Source organism: Blastococcus aggregatus, from assembly GCF_900221005.1.
GTDB classification, from domain to species: Bacteria; Actinomycetota; Actinomycetes; order Mycobacteriales; family Geodermatophilaceae; genus Blastococcus; species Blastococcus aggregatus.
On record NZ_OBQI01000010.1, the window covers coordinates 1 to 15,623 of the forward strand.

Here is a 15,623-nt window from a genome sequence, read left to right on the forward strand (position 1 = left end):
TGTCGCCTGTAATGCGAGTGTCCAGTACCTCCTCTGTCCATCGGGTGCGTGGCCCGACATCAATGTCTGCGAGAAGGTCGTGGTCGTCGGGATGGTGCATGATCCAGCGTTCGGCCTGGGCGGCGACGAGCGCGTTGACGCGGCGTGCGTCGTGAAGGTCGGCGACTCGGGTGCCGTCCGGGCCCTGAGCGCCGTCTCCGCGGATTTCGAGGAGGGACTGGCGGCCTAGCGGTAGCCAGACGACGGGCGCGGTCACGGCCGTGACGGGCTCGTCTTCGGAATGCCAGGCCACGACCGGCTCATCGCTGGTGAGCAGGGCTGGCTCGTCGAAGCGGACGACGTGCCAAGGCCGCGTCCACAAGCGCGGGGCTAGGCGCAGGTAGGCGAACGCGAGCGCCTGCTGGATCGCGAAGGTCTGGTCCGGGCGCAGAGTCAGCCCGTCAGGCCCCAATACTCGATCGACGAACGCTTCCACATCCTGCGGTCCGTGGGGTTCACCGCGCGCCCGGAGCCACTCGGCCGCCTTCTCGGCCTGGATGGATTCACGCACACTTCGCCGCGTCGCCCAGGTCGCGACCTGGCTGAGATCCTCGCGGAATCGCCGTCCTCGCGCGGCCTGCAGGGCTACGAAATGGACGAGGTCGTAGCGGTCTTGGGCCGTACGGGGCGGCTGGCCGCTGCTCAGGATGCGTTTGATGGGCGCCGCCGCCCGCCCCTCGAAGACGCTGAGCAGTCCTTCGATGTGTTCCGGATCGAGTACCTCGGGGTCATCAACCTCGTCGGCGGTGAGGCCGGGGCGCCATTCGTAGAAGCCGACCTCGTTGCACGCTCTGTTGACGGTGCTCAGGAACGTGCGGTTCACGTTGTCCCGGTGCGCGACGCGCAGCATGCTTCGCTCGTCGGCGAAGTTCCGCAGGTACATCTGCGGTACGAGATGGTGGCGCGGCACCCCGTCAGGCTAGGTCTACGACCCCTCGGGCACGCAAACGAGATTGCGACACACTCCCTCGTCACACGCAAAGGTGAGGTGACGAGTGGCTCGAGTATTCGAGGTACCCCCCAGCACTGGGACAGCCGGCAGTCCCTCCTCCTGAAACTGGCTCAGCAGGACGTACTCGCACCGGGCAAGTGGCTCGCTGATCTCCTTGAGCGCGAAGACACCGCCTTCCTGGGCGACGAACCGGACGACGTGCCGGGAGAGCCCGCGCTGTGGCACTTCAAGTACGAGGCTCGGATGCCACTTCGCCGAGGGCAGGGGCCACGGGAGTTCGAGCAGGCCCGCACCATCGGTCGCGGGGGGCCGGAACACAAACCGCATCAGGAGCTCCGTCGGTCCTACAGCGGGAGCCCCTGGCGGCGGGCTCCAGGACCGGCGATCGTACGGCCCCCGACCTGGCCATCAGGAGGACGACGAGCCCAGCCTCACGGACGGGACTGCCAGCCACGCGCAGCGACCGACGCCGCGAGAAGCCTGGGCGTCGTTCCGTTCGGCTCGTCACCCAGTGCGCTGGTTCTCACCCGACAAGGGCGAGAGGCGTTGAGCAACCACGGGGCCAATGACTCTGGTTCGGATCGGAACGCCGTCGATTTCCGGCGGAAGACTTATGCCTTCCGCCGACAGGTTCACTTGAACGCCGTACCCGTCACCATGCCGCACGATGCCGACGCCGATGACGTCCTGACGGCCCTGCAGCCTCGCGACTAGCTTGTCGCGGACCCGTTTCGCTCCCTCCAGCGAAATCATGCTTCACCTCCAGCATGGCCTGAGCAGACAGGGGCTACCCCAGATCGGGACGGTGCATGGGTCGACAGGCGGCAGGGGCGCAGGGTGTTGTGCGTACTTACTGGAGGTGACCGGTGATTCGTATGACCTTCTTGCCTGCGAGGCTGCCTCACACCGCCGTTTCTGGTGGGCTCGACGCCGACGTGGGCTGGGACCGGCTGTGGCCAGCTGCGCCGGTGATCCACTCTTGGTTTTCCGGGTCCCAATGGTGGTCGGTTACCTGTCCGGCAAGGGCCGGGTCGATGCACCGGGCCACCGTTTCGAGCGCGGTGGCGAGCGTTTGTAGATCGTTCGGGACCATGGTGGGCCGGGCCACCTTGGGATAGCCAGCAGTCCATGTGCTGTCCGGGGAGACGAGGGCGATCGGCAGCGTGAGGCCCCGGCGCCGCGCTTCCTGAGCAAGCGCCTCGGACAGTTGATCGCCGTCCAAGGCGAACTCCCGTGTGATCAGGACCAGGTCGACGAGATCGCGGAATCGCGTAGATGCGATCTGTTGGGGGCCGTGCCGCTCGTACATGGCGCAAACTTTGTCGGCGACCTGGTCGACGAGCGGGTAGAGAATGAACTCGGGCAGCGGCGCGACGTCGGGAACCTCGATGACCGCGGTGGGTCGATGACGTTCGACTTCGGCCACGAATTCCAGTTCGGTGGACAGGTCGATGGGAAAACGGCCGAACTGGGTAGCTCCGAGGTAGGCGGTCACTCGAATCTGCGCGCCATTGACGGTGCCGGTCATGGCGACGGGGTCACTGAGCACGAAGCGAAATGGATCGCCGGCGTCGATCGTGGCAAGTCGACGGAGGTCATCGGCGGCCGCTTCGAGTGTCTGGGTTCGGTGGAGAAGGTCGATGTCCTGACTGTGGCGGGCTCCTGGCAGCCGGGCGAGCAGACCCGTGCCGCCCTTGAGGATCCAGGGGCTGTCCGGATCGGCGAAGACCCGAGCGAGGAACCGTTGCAGAAGGTACTCACGTTCGAGCTCGTTGAACGGCCGTCCCGATGATTTGGCGCGGGTCTTCAGCCGGTCGCGGAGGGACGTCTTGAAGGCGGTGGGGGTTTTGGATGGGTTGGTCACGCGTTCGTGGGTTCTCCGTTGTCGCTGCCGGTAGCGGCGTTGGCGGGGTGCTGTGTCGAGTGGTTCTCGTGGGTAGGGGCCGCGGCTTTTGGATCTGCCGGCCGGGGTTTCGGCCGGGTCGCCCGCTGGGGTGTGAGGCTGGATGTGAGCTGCTGGGCCAGGGTGCGTTGCAGGTTCTCAGCGACAGGTGCGAGGGCGGCCGCCGCGACCTGCTGGAGGTTGGCAGCCACGGGAGCGAGCGCTTCGGCGGCTGCCTGACTCAGCGAGGTGGTGTCCAGCGCGGCGAGAGCGTCTTGGAGGGCGGCCGTCGTTGAGGGGCGGAGCGCGTCCGCCAGTGCTTGCTGCACCGCCGTGAGGTTCAGCCGTGGAGCGTCGAGCAGCTCCCCCACTCTTCGGGTATTCGTCGGCACGCCGGCCTGGTGCAGCAGTTGTCGAAGAAGCTGGTCGCCTTGTCCGGGCCCCGCGCCATAGCGGCGCGCGAACGGCGCGAGAACGGTTACAACTTGGTCGACGTCGGTGTGCTTGGTCGTTACGGCGTCTCGAACGACTCCGGCGAGGTGGCCGCCATCGACGCCGCTGCGCGCGAGGTCGCCGATGGTGATCGGCACGGTGGTAACCGGCAGGCCGTCCACGACGGTCCACTGATCCGGGGTGAGGTGCCGACGATGCAGCCTGATTTGCGGATCCCGGGTCTGCTTGCGGCCGGGCAGACTGAACTCGAAGGCGTCGGCTTCAAGGTCGCCGAGCTGGTGGAGGTCGGCGGCCGAACGATGCGACACCACCGCAACGGCAGAGCCGGCGAGTCGCTGATCGATGGAGAGGTTCGGTGCCAGACTGAGCCAGGCAGCCTTGAGCTCGGTCCGCGAATCGCTGGGCGCGCCAGCCAGGCGGTAGACCCCATGACGCAGTCGTTCTAGGGCTCCTTGGCTTGTCAGGCGTGCCAGCTGCTGGACCGTCACGCCAGCTTGGCGCGCTTGTGTTGCCGTGACCAGACCCCACTGGCTGCTTGCGAGATCGCTCAGCAGAGTCAGCTCGTTCAGCGCCGTCATACTGCGAAAGTAGCATCTAGAAGTTACTTTTGCAGTATCACTCGCGACTTTTGGAGTATAACTGCGCCTCGGTGTCCCAGCGAAGCTGCCTTGACCAGGCCGTCGCTCAGCGCGACCACCCCGGACGTCCACCGGGACGTCCCTGATCAACGACCCATCGGATGCGGCGTTCGTATGAGGCTGCAAGGCGGCGCCCGTCGCCGCCTCGAAGTGGTCGCGGGCGTCGGCGGCGTCCGACTAGGGGCAAGGCGGAGTACAGGTGACCGAGCACGCAGCCCACGTCCACGCGCTCGGCGAACGGACGTCTGCGCAACTATGCCGCCGGCGCGGTGACGCCGAGGAGTACCAGCACGGCGGTACTCATCCAGCGGCCCGCGCGAGCAGTCGCGCGGCGGTGTTCCGCAGTTCCAATTCGAGTTCCCACAGTCCCGTCGCCAGTCGCTGGCCGACCGCCTGCCGGGAGATGCCCAGCCGGACGGCGGCCTGCGCCTGCGTGGCCCCTGCGGAGACCAAGGCGATGGCCTCCCAAGCTTGCGGGCTGCGTCGCATCACCAGCACGGCGAGGGCGCTGAGCACGGCCTGCGCATCGGCGGCGTCGGGATCGACGCAGCCGCAGACGGCCACGTGCGCCGGCCGCTGCTTCGCCGCCTCAACCGCCCGCCGGGCGCAGAGGAACGCTGGGCCGGTGGCCGCGCGCGTGCTCGACGGCAGCGGAGTTTGCACCGGCCCAGCGCCGATACCGATGCTCCAGCAGCCCTCCCGTAAGAGCTGCAGTACTACGTCGACTACTGCGTCGGCCTCGGCGAGCACGCCCTGGAACTCGTCGCCGGCGGTGCGCTCGAAGGGCAGCACCGTCTCGACGGCATCAGCGAGCCGGCGGAGCGTGGCGGCCACCCGGTCGGGTCCCCGGCGGCTCGCCCGCTGGTCAACAGTCAGCACGTACGGCATTCAGCAGGTCTCACACCTTTCATGCCCAGGGCTCCGGCGGAAGCCATCCCGGTCGTTCCGTTTGTCGGAGGAACGGAGAGCGACACGGCGGGCGTGCGCCGGCGCGCTGCGGGGTACGCCCAGACGACAACCCGCGTCCTTGGCGCACCTGCAGGTTGCCTTGAGCGGCGCCCCATCGTCGCGGCTCCGGGCAGCCTGCCCGCCCGGAGCCCGGCCCGGAGGGACCCCACAGCGCGTCACGCTTGGCACTGACGGTCCTGGCATGGGCGGTGCCTTTAGCCGCCCGGTAGTCCCACGTGGCCCCATCCCGCTCGCGCGCTCCGCAAGTGCCGCCAGTGATCGACGGTCGTGCCGAAAAGACGTCCGCATCTCCGGCCATGCGCCTCCGCCGCTGCCATCAACTCGAACCGGTCGTGGTGGCCGTCGGGGTAGATGCGCCCACGTCGTCGGCAGGCGGCACAGCCCCCCACCGGTGTCCATCCGAGGGTTGGTCAGGGCGCCGGATGGCCGGTGTTCAGTCAAAGTTCGCCGAGGGTCACCTCCAGTTGCTCCTGGTCCCCGGCGCGCCGCACCGTTACTGGGACCGTCTCCCCCACCTGCAGGTCGGCCAGGACGGCACCCAGCACCTGCACCGACGGGGTGCTCGTGCCCTTAACCGACACGATGATGTCCCCCGGCTGGATGCCGGCCTGATCCGCGGGACCGCTGGCCTTCACCGAAATCACCCCGACACCTTGAGGCTGGCCCGCGTTGTCCACCACGGTTGTCACCCCGACGCCAAGGGCCGCCCGACCCGAGTCAGTCACCGTTCCGGTGGCCACCAGCTGGTCCGCCAGTCGTTTGACCGTGTTCGACGGGATGGCAAAGCCGATCCCCGGAGCAACGCCGCCAGCTTCCGGATTGGTCGCGGCAAGTGTCGGGATACCGATGACGTGTCCGTCGAGGTTAACGAGTGCCCCGCCACTGTTGCCGGGGTTGATCGCAGCGGACGTCTGGATCGTGTTCGGCAGCGTGGCCGGTGGGGAGAAGTCCGTGACCGGCTCGGAGACCTCGCGGCCGAGGGCCGAGACGATCCCGTCAGTGACCGTCGCGGAGAGCCCGAGCGGGTTGCCCATGGCCAGCACGATGTCGCCGACGTGCACGTCGGAGGAGTCGGCGAAGGTGGCTGGCACGAGTCCTTCGGCGTCGTCAACCTTGATCACGGCGATGTCGTTGGGCTGGAAGGTGCCGACGAGTGTCGCACTCCGCGGTGTGGCTGACCCCGAAGTCAGCACGTCGAAGTCCTTGTCAGCCCCGACGACGTGGGCGTTGGTGACGATGTGTCCCTGGTCGTCGTAGACGACGCCGGAACCGAGCCCGCTCGAGGAACGGATCTCGACGACGGAGGGCAGAACATCCGTGATGACACGCTGGTAGGCGTCCTGCAGCACCACGGGTGAACCCACCGAGCCAGCGGACGACTCCGCTGTACTAGTGGACGCCGCCGACGTGCTGCCGCCCCCAGCGGTACATCCAGCCAGGACGGCCGCGGTGGCCAGCGCCAGTGCGACTCGGCGGACAGGCTGGCCGTGCAGTCGGGTGCCAATCCGGTGACGCATTCTGCAGGTCTCCTTCCTCTAAGAGCGTCACCGCAATACATGTCCCGCTGCCACGGGGTCTAATCGCGCGAGACCTCACGGCTCACTCCTGTGCCGCAGTGGGCGCTGTTGAATGGTCGACGCATAGCCGCAGCTGGTCGCGCCACACCGGGGCGACCGGCGACGCGCCGATTCGCTGCAGGTGGATCTGATGAGAGCGCATAGGTCTTGCGCGGTGCGGGAATGTTCCAGCCTGGTGACGGACTCTCCGGGCTTCCTGATAGGTCCGCAAAGTCGTCACTCGTTGCGCTACTTGACCGCGCCGGGAGGCCAGGGTTCCCCTGCGAGGCTTCTCAAGCGGACCTAGCACCAGCGTCGGGTTCCTCGGCGTGCATGCCGTCGATCTGTGCCCACACGTTCTTGCGGTCGTCGGCCACCCACCACCCGTGAGCGGCACTTACCCGGGCGACCATGTACAAACCAAGCCCGCCGTGGGCGGGGTCTCGGTCGGCCGCCGGCACTGGCGGGGAGTCCGGGTCAGCGTCGGACACCTCGATCAGCCACCCGCGTCCGTTGCTAACGACCTGGACCCGCGCCGGCGGGCGTCCGTGACGGAGCGCGTTAGAGGCCAGCTCCTCACAGCAGAGCAACAGCCGCTCCACCCCGCTCTGCACCACGCCCCCGGGGCGCGCGTCGTCGTGGAGTACGGCCGACAGCTGCCGCCGGGTCCTGGACACGTCCCCCGCGGTGACCGGTTCCCAAACGCCGAGGACGACAGCGTTACGCCAAACGATCGGCCGCGGGCGCCTCGCCCAGATGTCGATGGTTCACGCACCTTTCCCAGCGCCTGGCCCAGCGGGTGACGGTGGGCATGGTGACTCGTACCCAGAATGTGGCCGATGCGCGCGCCGAGCGCCGCACCTTACGCCAATAGAGGCGAAGCGGTTCCGCCTACGCCCGCAGCCCGGAGCCGGCCAGCAAGAACGCGGCCGGGATGGCTCTGCGGGACGGTGGCTCGCACGGAGGCGCCCGCAGGTCAGGCGTCGGCGGGCTGCGCGCCCAGAGCCGTGAGGTACCCCCGTGCCGGATCCATGCAAGCGCCTACTCGTGGCCTTGCTGTACCGGGTGATCAGGATGAGCGACGGGACACGGCGGCTTGCAGTGCGGCCATGGCCCTATCCGTGACCTCCTCGACCGCGCCGGTTCCGTTAATGCGCATCAAGAGGCCCTGTGCTTCGTAGTACTCGGAGAGCGGAGCCGTCTGCTCGCGATAGACAGCCAGCCGATGCCGAATTGTGTTGGGATGGTCGTCCTTGCGCCGAACCCCCGCGACGTCGCCCGACAGTCGCCGGCTGAACAGCCGTCGCACTAGTTCCTCCTCGTCAACGATGAGCTCCAGGGCGCAGTCCAGGCGGACGCCCGTCTCGGCTAGTAGCCCGCGCAACCCATCGGCCTGGTGGACGGTTCGCGGGAACCCGTCGAGTAGGAAGCCGGCCTTTGCGTCCGGTTGAGCGAGCCGATCGCGGACGACGGCGACGGTGATCTCGTCGGGCACAAGGTTGCCGGCGTCGAGGTAGGGCTGGGCCCGGCGGCCCAGGTCGGTTCGCTCGGCGACGTGGGAGCGGAAGATCTCCCCAATCGAGATCGCTGGGACACCCAATCGCTCGGCGATCCGCCGCGCCTGGGTGCCCTTGCCGGCTCCCGGCGGCCCGAACAGAACGACTCGCAGCATGTCTGGATCCCTTCGAGTTGCGCAGTGGCGGGTGGGGGACGTGATCTTAGGAGTCGTACTCGACGCCAGAGTTGCGACCGACAGGGGCGGCAGCGCAGGCCGCCCCCGGCGGCCGTGTCCCAGCGCCCGCGGCACGAGCCGGCCCGTGTCCGAGCGCCCGCGCCACGAGGCGTCCCCCTCTTTCCCCCGTGCCGCCGCACCCTCTCCCCCGCATCCCCCGAGAGACCACGACCGCTGTGCTGGCACGTGCGGCCTCGGCGTCGTCCAGCAGGCGAGGAAGCGGGCTGGCCACAGATGTCAGCACCTCGTCGTTGGCCTCCGCCAACACTGTGACCTGCGACTACTCCTGGGTGGGTCGTGACGCGTTTCCCGCTGCGAATCGGAAGGGGCGACGACGCCCGTGCCGCACTGTTGGTCAATGCCATCGCGGCTCGGCGGAGATACTGCCCACGGGCCACCGGCGGCGACGGCGCTCAGCTGGCCATCTCGGCGGCCGGTGGCGATGATCAAGATGTCGTTGAGTTGCGGCCGTGTGCCCTCGCGCAGTGGAGGTCTCCAAGTGGAGGTGGAGCAGACCCCGCTACCGGGCGTCGGGATCCGGTATGACTTTGCTACCGCGTATGGACGACGCTTGGGCCTGCTCGTGCATCGGGACGAGCGAGTCGATCTTGTCGTCTACGCCGAAAACGATCCGGACATCGTTGCTGAGTCGGTCACCTTGCAACCGCAGGAACGGGCCGTGCTTGTCGAACTACTGGCACTGCCACCCGGCGAGGACGACCCGGAGTCGCGCACCCACCACCGCACCTGGCAGCTGACCGAGGACCAGCCCTAGCGTGCTCAACGTCGACGCGGCGCTGGCGGCGGCAGCGTCCAAAGAATCATCCGGCGTACTGCTGCAGCTGGGCCTGGTGCTGTTCGGATTGGGACTGCTGGGCCTGCTCGCTCACCGGTTGAAGGTCTCGCCGGTGCCGCTGTATCTGCTGGCCGGGCTGGCGTTCGGCGAGCATGGCCCGGTGCCGCTTACGGTCGGAGAAAGCGGTAGAGAGTTCATCGCCGTCGGAGCCGAGCTTGGCGCCGTGCTGCTACTGCTCATGTTGGGTCTGGAGTACGCGGCCGACGAACTGCTGGCGGGGCTGCGCCACACCGCTCCAGCAGGCGTCATGGATCTGGCCCTCAACGCTGCTCCAGGAGCGGCATTGGCGTTGCTGCTCGGTTGGGGGCCGGTCGCGGCTGTCGCGTTGGCCGGTGTGACCTACGTGTCCTCGTCGGGCATCGTGGCCAAGCTGCTGTCCGACCTCGGGCATCTGGGCAACCGGGAAACGCCGACGGTCATTGCTGTGCTTGTGTTCGAGGATCTGACGATGGCTGGCTTCCTGCCGGTGCTGACGGCTCTGGTGTCGGGACTGTCGGTGTTCGCCGCGACGATGAGTGTGTCGGTGGCGCTGGCCGCCGTCGTCGTGGTCTTCATCGTGGCCATCCGGCTGCCCGGAACGCTGGCGCGGTTGGTGTTCTCTCCAAACGACGAGGTTCTTCTGCTGCGCGTGCTGGGGCTGACCCTGCTGGTCGGTGGACTCGCAGGTCTGGCCAATGTGTCCGCGACCGTGGGCGCCTTCCTGGTGGGCGTCGCCCTGTCGGGCCCGATCGCCCGAAGCACCGCAGAACTACTGCGACCGTTGCGGGACCTATTCGCAGCCGTGTTCTTCGTCTTCTTCGGCCTGCAGATCCAGCCCACGCGTCTGATCGACGTTCTCCCCGTGGCCGTGGCCTTGGCCGTGATCACCGCCGGCACGAAGGTCGCCACCGGTTGGTGGGCGGCCAGCAGGGCTGGCGTTGGGCGAGGCGGCCGGCTTCGCGCCGGTGTCGCCCTTATCCCCCGCGGCGAGTTCTCCATCGTCATCGCGGGTCTGACGACCGCTGCGGCTGCCAGCACCGACGCCTTCCGGCTGGATCCGAGCTTCGGGGCTCTGGTTGCCTGCTACGTGCTGCTGTTGGCGGTGCTGGGTCCGGTTGCGTTACGACTGTTGGAGGTGCGCCGCCTTCGGCCTGATCGACGGACCGCCGGATTTTCGGCTTCCACAGGCCGGGGCTAGGCCTGCTCGCCTTGGAGCGCGCCGATCCCTTACGGGCAGGGGTCCGCAAGCGGACGCACAGTCGTGCACGGCACGTAAGCGTGGTGCGCCGTCGTCGTCTACGGCGCCTTTTCCGGGCCTTTCAGACTCGACGATCTCGCCTTGTTGGCCGTCGAGCGCACACGAGTTGGTGCATCCCCGGGCCCGGCTGCGTGCGGTCAGTCAGCCGGCAGGGCGGCCCGCCAGTCGTCGAGCTCACGGGTCATGTGTGACGCGCCGGAGGGGCGCGGCAGTAGACGAACCGGCGCCGCGGCGGGCCGACGCGTTTGCCGGGCCGCAGAGCGCGGGAATCGGACCTGTCGGCTCCGAAGTCGGGCTGGCCGCGCTCGCCTGTCGGCGCGATCCGGCGACGGAGTGCCGTGCATCTAGCCGAACGGCAGGAGGGAGTCGACTACTTATGCGCACCAGATTTACCGAGCTTCTTGACTGCCGGGTGCCGATCCAGCTCGCGGGCATGGGCTGGGTTTCGGGCCCGGAGCTGGCAACCGCCGTCGCCGGCGCGGGTGGGGCCGGAACCGTAGCGCCGCACCTGCTGCCACCCCCTGCCCTTGATGCGGTGCTGGACGAGCTCGGTCCAGGCGTCGTTGGTCTCAACGTGCTTGTGCCTTTCCTCGACATAGACGCCGTGGAGATGGCTGCGGCTCGTCTGCGGTACGTCGAGTTCTTCTACGGAGATCCTGACCCGGTCCTTGTCGCGCGGGTACACGCCCACGGCGCCCTGGCCGGTTGGCAAGTCGGCTCGGCCGAAGAGGCTGTCGCGGCCGAGAGAGCGGGCTGCGACTTCCTCATCGCGCAGGGTGTGGAGGCCGGTGGGCACGTGCGCGGGACGACGGCGCTGCTGCCACTTCTGAGCGCGGTGCTCGACTCCGTGCGGGTACCGGTCGTCGCCGCGGGGGGTATCGCGACGGCCCGCGGGGTGGCGGCCGTACTGGCCGCCGGGGCTGACGCCGCGCGGATCGGCACACGGTTCCTCGCCACGCCAGAGGCCGACGTACACCCCGACTACCAAGACGCGCTACTGGTCGCAGATGCGGAGGACACGGTGCTGACCGAGACGTTCTCCGCTTTGTGGCCCCGCGCCCCGCACCGGGTACTGCGCTCGTGCATCGACGCGGCATTGACCGTCTCGGGGGACACCGTCGGCGCCGTCACGTTCGGCGCTCACAAGCTGCCGATCCCTCGGCGGGGTCCTCTGGCACCAATTCGCGCCACCACCGGCGAGATTCCCGCCATGCCGCTGTACGCGGGCCAGGGAGTCGGCGAAGTGAACACAATCCGTCCCGCCGCGGAGGTCGTTCGGGAGCTCGCGGATGGCGCGGCACGGCTCCTGGCAGATTGGGGTGTGCGGCAGGGCGTGTCGCCTTGAGCGCCGTGCTGCCCCCGGTCTGACCCGTCCCGTCCCACTGCTCCCCCGCGGATGGTCAGCCACCGGCGGTCGCCAGTCCTCTGGCCAGCCCGAGACGAGCACGCTCGTGTCACCAAGGCGGGAGAAGGCAACGGCACCAGACCAGGCTCGGAAGGTCCCGCGTCCGCCCGCCGGCGGCCGTGCCGATCCCCCGCCCGCCCGCAGTCGCGGTAGCTGTCTTGTGGAAAGACCGGAGGCACTGCCCCGCGTCAGCTGACTCCGCGACTCGTGGGGCGGGCAGGTCACCGAGTCAAGCGCAGTTGGGCAGTCCCGCCCTGCCTGACTGTGGCGACCCTTATCTAGGTCACATCACCGCCCGACGCTCAGATCCCCTCCATGAGCTCAGGAATTGCGTCTCGGGGGCGCATGACGGTGGCCCGGCCAAGGTCATCCCTTGGCCGGGCCACCGGATCGGGTCGGCACGCTCACAGCGAATAGACCCTGGCCAGCGGATACGTCGCCGCCATGGACTCGACCGTGAGGTCGGTGTCTGCGCTTGGGTGCTCGACGTCGTGAAGGACGTGGCGGTCCAGCTTGATGGTGGCCAGTGCTCGACGCAGCCAACCGCTGGCCCCGAGCATCGTGACGGTCACGCCACGCCGCAGGGCTATGCGATAGGTGCCGCCGATTGCCCGCAGCCCGCTCGCGTCGCAGAACTGTAGCTGGCGGGCATCGATGACCCACTGGCTGTGGTCCGTTGCCGCCAAGGCTCGGGCCGCATCCAGCAATCGGTGGGCGGTTTGTCGGTCCAGCTCCCCCACGAGCGTGATCCGAGCGGAGCTCAGGTCGAGGTTCACGGCCAGACGCGTGGCGCCGGCGGCTACAGAGTGGAACGAGAACCGCCGAGACGAGGATCGCACGGCTACACCTCCCGATACATGCCTTACAGGGGCATGCACCGGTCAGCTAAGCCGCGATCGATCGTGCCGTGCGGGCTTGCTTGCCCGCCCTGTTGTGTGAGCTTCTCATCGAACAGAGTACCGGGAATAGCGGTCCTGCGACTATCCGCCTGCGTCTCCGACACTCCTTCCTGCGTGTGAGCTGGCCCATGTTCGGTATCGCGGCCTCGACGGCAACACCGACCATCCGCCGCGCTAGTGATCACCGACGAAGGAGAGATAGCACAATGCTTGCGACAATGGAGACCACCAGCATTGACGTGATGGGAATGTGAACACGCACATTGTCACTTTGAAGACGAATGTCGCCAGGGAGCCGACCGAACCAGGACAGCCCCCCGCCCCAACACAGGATGCCTACCGCAACCAATGAAAGCCCGATCGCGACCAGTAGTGGGCCAATGTCCCGGAACATCTCCCCCTCCTGTGATAGTTGACCGGGTCCGTATGTCGATTGCGCCATAGTCAGACGTGCCCATTGAACGTCAGACTTGGGCGCCCACATTCCTTCCCCTCTCTCGCGGCCAGCGACGGCCACTAGGGCGTCTGAGCGCCTCAGCCAGCAACCGCGCCACTCCTGTCGGCAATGCCGGTTTGCTGCGCAGCTCGAGGCGGACGGTTGCGGCGGACGTGGGTCTCGACGGTGGCGATGCGCGAAGCACCTACGCCATGAAGCGGAACAGTTGTGGCCGTCCCATGCAGCGCTTGACAAGGTGCCCAACCGCGCTCGTTTCTCCGGTCGCGGCGAGCGGCCGCCCGATGCATGGCCGTCGTGTGACTCGGGAACATGCCGGTGAGCGCGCCAGAGACAGCTCAGGTGCCTCCTAAGGCGCGCTGAAGACAACGACGCAATCGCCGCCGCTTGGGAAGGGAGACGCCATGACCACCCTGTGGGACACCACCGGGTCTGCGATCGTCAACGAGCTCTCAAAGCAGCGACGAACAGGCGGTGCGGTGCTCTCCGGAGTGGCGCTTACGCTGGTTGTTGTTGCCGATGGAGAACGGGTGACTGAGGCCGAAGAGGCCGCCGCAGTCGCCGCGGCACAGCATCCTTGCAGGATTCTGATCGCGGTCCGCCGCCAGATCGACGCCCCGGTTCCGCGGCTCGACGCCGAGGTCTTCGTTGGTGGCCGACTAGGTCCGGTGGAAGCCGTGGTCATGCGGATGTATGGCCGGTTGGGTCTGCATGCCGAGTCGGTCGTAGTTCCGTTGCTGGCCGCAGACGTGCCGGTGGTGACCTGGTGGCACGGCCCACCACCGCCGCAGCTGGCCACCGAGGCCCTGGCGGTGATCGCCGATCGGCGGATCACCGACTGCTGCCTTGCCGAGGATCCGCTGGCGGCGCTGCAGGCTCGCGCCGACGACTACGCCCCTGGAGACACAGACCTCACCTGGACCCGCAGCACGCCGTGGCGCGCAGCCCTCACCTCAACGCTGGACGCGGTCGCCGCCCGGCGAGAGGACCCCGTTCGGCTGCTGACGGGGCGGATCGAGGCAGATCCGGGCAGCGCCACTGCTGCGCTCCTGGCCGGCTGGCTGTCCGCTCGCTGCGACTGCCCAGTCGATGTGGTCGCAGCGACGCGGACGACCGGGCTGGGCGGCGTGCATGCAGTGAGGCTCGGCCTTGACGCGACGAGGAGGTGCAAATTCGGTCCGACCACCACGGCAGCGCAGTGGTCACTCAATCGTGTCGACGGGACGTGACTGTGGCGCTGCCCGCTCGGAGTTTGGGCGATCTTCTCGGAGAGGAGCTGCGCCGGCTGGACGCGGATGAGCCCTACGGCCAGGCACTGGAGGTCGCGACGGGCCGCACCGGTCTCGCTAAGCGTTCCCCGCTCCGCCAGCACGTGTGGATCGATCCGGCGCAGACCGCAACCAAGGGCACCGGCTCGGGCTCCGACCGCGATGCCGCTGGCCAGGACGCCCTCCCAACGGAGGCGTCGGCCCCAGCGAGCAAGGCGAAAACCAACTCCGGAGGCACCAACGAAAGCTCCAGTGGGCGCCCGTGGGATCGCCAGGACGAGGAGCCGGCACACCGGTGACTCCGCAGTCGGCCGGCCGGGGTCGGCCGCGGCGCGCCACGAGTGGCCGGCCCTGGGTGCATACGGCAACGGATCCTGAGCAGCTGGCCGAGGTGGTCGCCTCGGCATTGACCGCCCGGCTGGCCGAGGCGCAGGCGGAGAACCGCACTGCGTCGCTGGTCCTGACCGGCGGCGGCATCGGCACGGCCGTGCTGGCGCACCTGCCCGAGGTCGTTCCGTTGCCCACGCGCGAACCTGTCGACTGGTCGGCGGTGGAGGTGTGGTGGAGCGATGAGCGGTTTGTGCCCGCCGATGACCCTCAACGCAACGAGCTGTCTGCGCGTCAGGCGCTGCTGGAATTGGTGGGCGTCCCCGATCAGCGGGTGCATCCGATGCCTGCATCGGGCGTGGGGTCCATGGAGCCTGAGGATGCCGCTGCGTGGTACGCCGCCCAGCTGGGCGCAGCCGCTCCGGCCGGTCGTCCTCTTCCCCGCTTCGATGTCCTGCTGCTGGGTGTGGGCCCCGAGGGGCACGTGGCCTCGATCTTTCCGAGATCCTCAGCCGCTCGCGACGACCGGGCGGTGGTCGCGGTGCGGAACTGCCCGAAGCCACCACCGACCCGATTGAGCATGACGTTCTCGACCATCAACACGGCCGAGGAGGTGTGGATACTCGCCGCGGGACGGGCCAAGGCGCGGGCGGTCTCGGACGCACTCTCCGGGGCCGACCCCTTGTCGGTGCCTGCGGCCGGCGTGCGCGGGACGCAGGCCACGCGGTGGTGGCTGGACGCGGCAGCGGCCAGCGAGCTGCCCAAGGGTGGATTCTCATCGTTCGGGACCTGACCGGCCACCATGTCTGGCAGGTAACCGTCAGCGCGTTGTGCGTCTTAGGCGGCGGCGCTTGCGTGTGTTCGTCCCAGCCGAATGCGTCGTGCGAGTCGTCGACACGATGCGCCGCTGGGCGGTCCCTGCTTCTGCCATCCCGACCAGTAGTGGCCCCCCGAGC

14 protein-coding genes and 1 pseudogene are annotated in these 15,623 nt (G+C 68.3%); 5 read left to right on the plus strand and 10 right to left on the minus strand.

Annotation, left to right across the window (positions count from 1 at the left end; all coding sequences use genetic code 11):
• The 8 genes from CRP29_RS22050 to CRP29_RS22085 form a co-directional block, all read right to left on the minus strand.
• Positions 1-949 (minus strand): DUF4238 domain-containing protein (locus CRP29_RS22050; RefSeq protein WP_141437204.1); only part of this gene is annotated, 949 nt, incomplete at its 3' end.
• 546 nt (positions 950-1,495) lie between these two features.
• Positions 1,496-1,744: a hypothetical protein gene (locus CRP29_RS22495; protein ID WP_141437205.1), complete on the minus strand. Its 249-nt coding sequence runs from the start codon at positions 1,742-1,744 to the stop codon at positions 1,496-1,498.
• A 148-nt stretch (positions 1,745-1,892) separates the two neighbouring features.
• Positions 1,893-2,855: a nucleotidyl transferase AbiEii/AbiGii toxin family protein gene (locus CRP29_RS22060; protein WP_176523094.1), complete on the minus strand. Its 963-nt coding sequence runs from the start codon at positions 2,853-2,855 to the stop codon at positions 1,893-1,895.
• Entirely contained in the window at positions 2,852-3,904 is a 1,053-nt protein-coding gene (locus tag CRP29_RS22065) for a type IV toxin-antitoxin system AbiEi family antitoxin domain-containing protein (RefSeq protein WP_097197231.1), read from the minus strand. The genes CRP29_RS22060 and CRP29_RS22065 overlap by 4 nt, the downstream gene beginning before the upstream one ends.
• 360 nt (positions 3,905-4,264) lie before the next feature.
• Positions 4,265-4,798 carry a SatD family protein gene (locus CRP29_RS22070; RefSeq protein ID WP_245853189.1) on the minus strand — a complete coding sequence of 178 codons (534 nt, stop codon included), beginning with the start codon at positions 4,796-4,798 and terminating at the stop codon, positions 4,265-4,267.
• A 572-nt stretch (positions 4,799-5,370) separates the two neighbouring features.
• On the minus strand, positions 5,371-6,285 hold the full coding sequence (locus CRP29_RS22075) for a S1C family serine protease (protein WP_217991717.1): 915 nt from the start codon (positions 6,283-6,285) through the stop codon (positions 5,371-5,373).
• A 497-nt stretch (positions 6,286-6,782) separates the two neighbouring features.
• Positions 6,783-7,166: an ATP-binding protein gene (locus CRP29_RS22080; RefSeq protein ID WP_281256834.1), complete on the minus strand. Its 384-nt coding sequence runs from the start codon at positions 7,164-7,166 to the stop codon at positions 6,783-6,785.
• 392 nt (positions 7,167-7,558) lie between these two features.
• On the minus strand, positions 7,559-8,161 hold the full coding sequence (locus CRP29_RS22085) for an adenylate kinase (protein ID WP_245853190.1): 603 nt from the start codon (positions 8,159-8,161) through the stop codon (positions 7,559-7,561).
• Positions 8,162-8,720: 559 nt separating this feature from the next.
• Here CRP29_RS22085 and CRP29_RS22090 point away from each other — a divergent pair.
• The 3 genes from CRP29_RS22090 to CRP29_RS22100 all read left to right on the plus strand — a co-directional run bounded on the left by CRP29_RS22090 (position 8,721) and on the right by CRP29_RS22100 (position 11,659).
• Complete coding sequence (locus CRP29_RS22090) at positions 8,721-8,996, plus strand: cation:proton antiporter regulatory subunit (protein WP_097197235.1); 276 nt, start codon at positions 8,721-8,723, stop codon at positions 8,994-8,996.
• A gap of 1 nt (position 8,997) precedes the next feature.
• The gene (locus tag CRP29_RS22095; protein ID WP_245853191.1) at positions 8,998-10,254 is read left to right on the plus strand and encodes a cation:proton antiporter; all 1,257 of its coding nucleotides are present in this window, start codon (positions 8,998-9,000) and stop codon (positions 10,252-10,254) included.
• 436 nt (positions 10,255-10,690) lie between these two features.
• Positions 10,691-11,659, plus strand: coding sequence for an NAD(P)H-dependent flavin oxidoreductase (locus CRP29_RS22100; RefSeq protein WP_097197236.1), 969 nt, complete (start codon positions 10,691-10,693; stop codon positions 11,657-11,659).
• A gap of 464 nt (positions 11,660-12,123) precedes the next feature.
• On the opposite strand, the gene CRP29_RS22105 is transcribed toward CRP29_RS22100, so the two are convergent.
• Entirely contained in the window at positions 12,124-12,495 is a 372-nt protein-coding gene (locus tag CRP29_RS22105; RefSeq protein ID WP_176523095.1) for an STAS domain-containing protein, read from the minus strand.
• A 304-nt stretch (positions 12,496-12,799) separates the two neighbouring features.
• Positions 12,800-13,102, minus strand: a complete 303-nt coding sequence (locus tag CRP29_RS23870; RefSeq protein WP_425427118.1) for a DUF2905 domain-containing protein — start codon at positions 13,100-13,102, stop codon at positions 12,800-12,802.
• Positions 13,103-13,476: 374 nt separating this feature from the next.
• On the opposite strand from CRP29_RS23870, the pseudogene CRP29_RS22115 reads away from it, so the two are divergent.
• Positions 13,477-14,639, plus strand: a pseudogene (locus CRP29_RS22115) (glucose-6-phosphate dehydrogenase assembly protein OpcA).
• Positions 14,636-15,460, plus strand: a complete 825-nt coding sequence (gene pgl, locus CRP29_RS22120; RefSeq protein WP_217991718.1) for a 6-phosphogluconolactonase — start codon at positions 14,636-14,638, stop codon at positions 15,458-15,460. Before CRP29_RS22115 ends, pgl begins: the two are co-directional and overlap by 4 nt.
• Positions 15,461-15,623: the final 163 nt, after the last annotated feature.

Excerpts from the sequence above, each read along its gene's own strand:
- CRP29_RS22495 (WP_141437205.1), bottom strand. The coding sequence starts at position 1,744 with ATGATTTCGCTGGAGGGAGCGAAACGGGTCCGCGACAAGCTAGTCGCG.
- CRP29_RS22065 (WP_097197231.1), bottom strand. The coding sequence starts at position 3,904 with ATGACGGCGCTGAACGAGCTGACTCTGCTGAGCGATCTCGCAAGCAGC.
- CRP29_RS22085 (WP_245853190.1), bottom strand. The coding sequence starts at position 8,161 with ATGCTGCGAGTCGTTCTGTTCGGGCCGCCGGGAGCCGGCAAGGGCACC.
- CRP29_RS22100 (WP_097197236.1), top strand. The coding sequence starts at position 10,691 with ATGCGCACCAGATTTACCGAGCTTCTTGACTGCCGGGTGCCGATCCAG.
- CRP29_RS23870 (WP_425427118.1), bottom strand. The coding sequence starts at position 13,102 with ATGTGGGCGCCCAAGTCTGACGTTCAATGGGCACGTCTGACTATGGCG.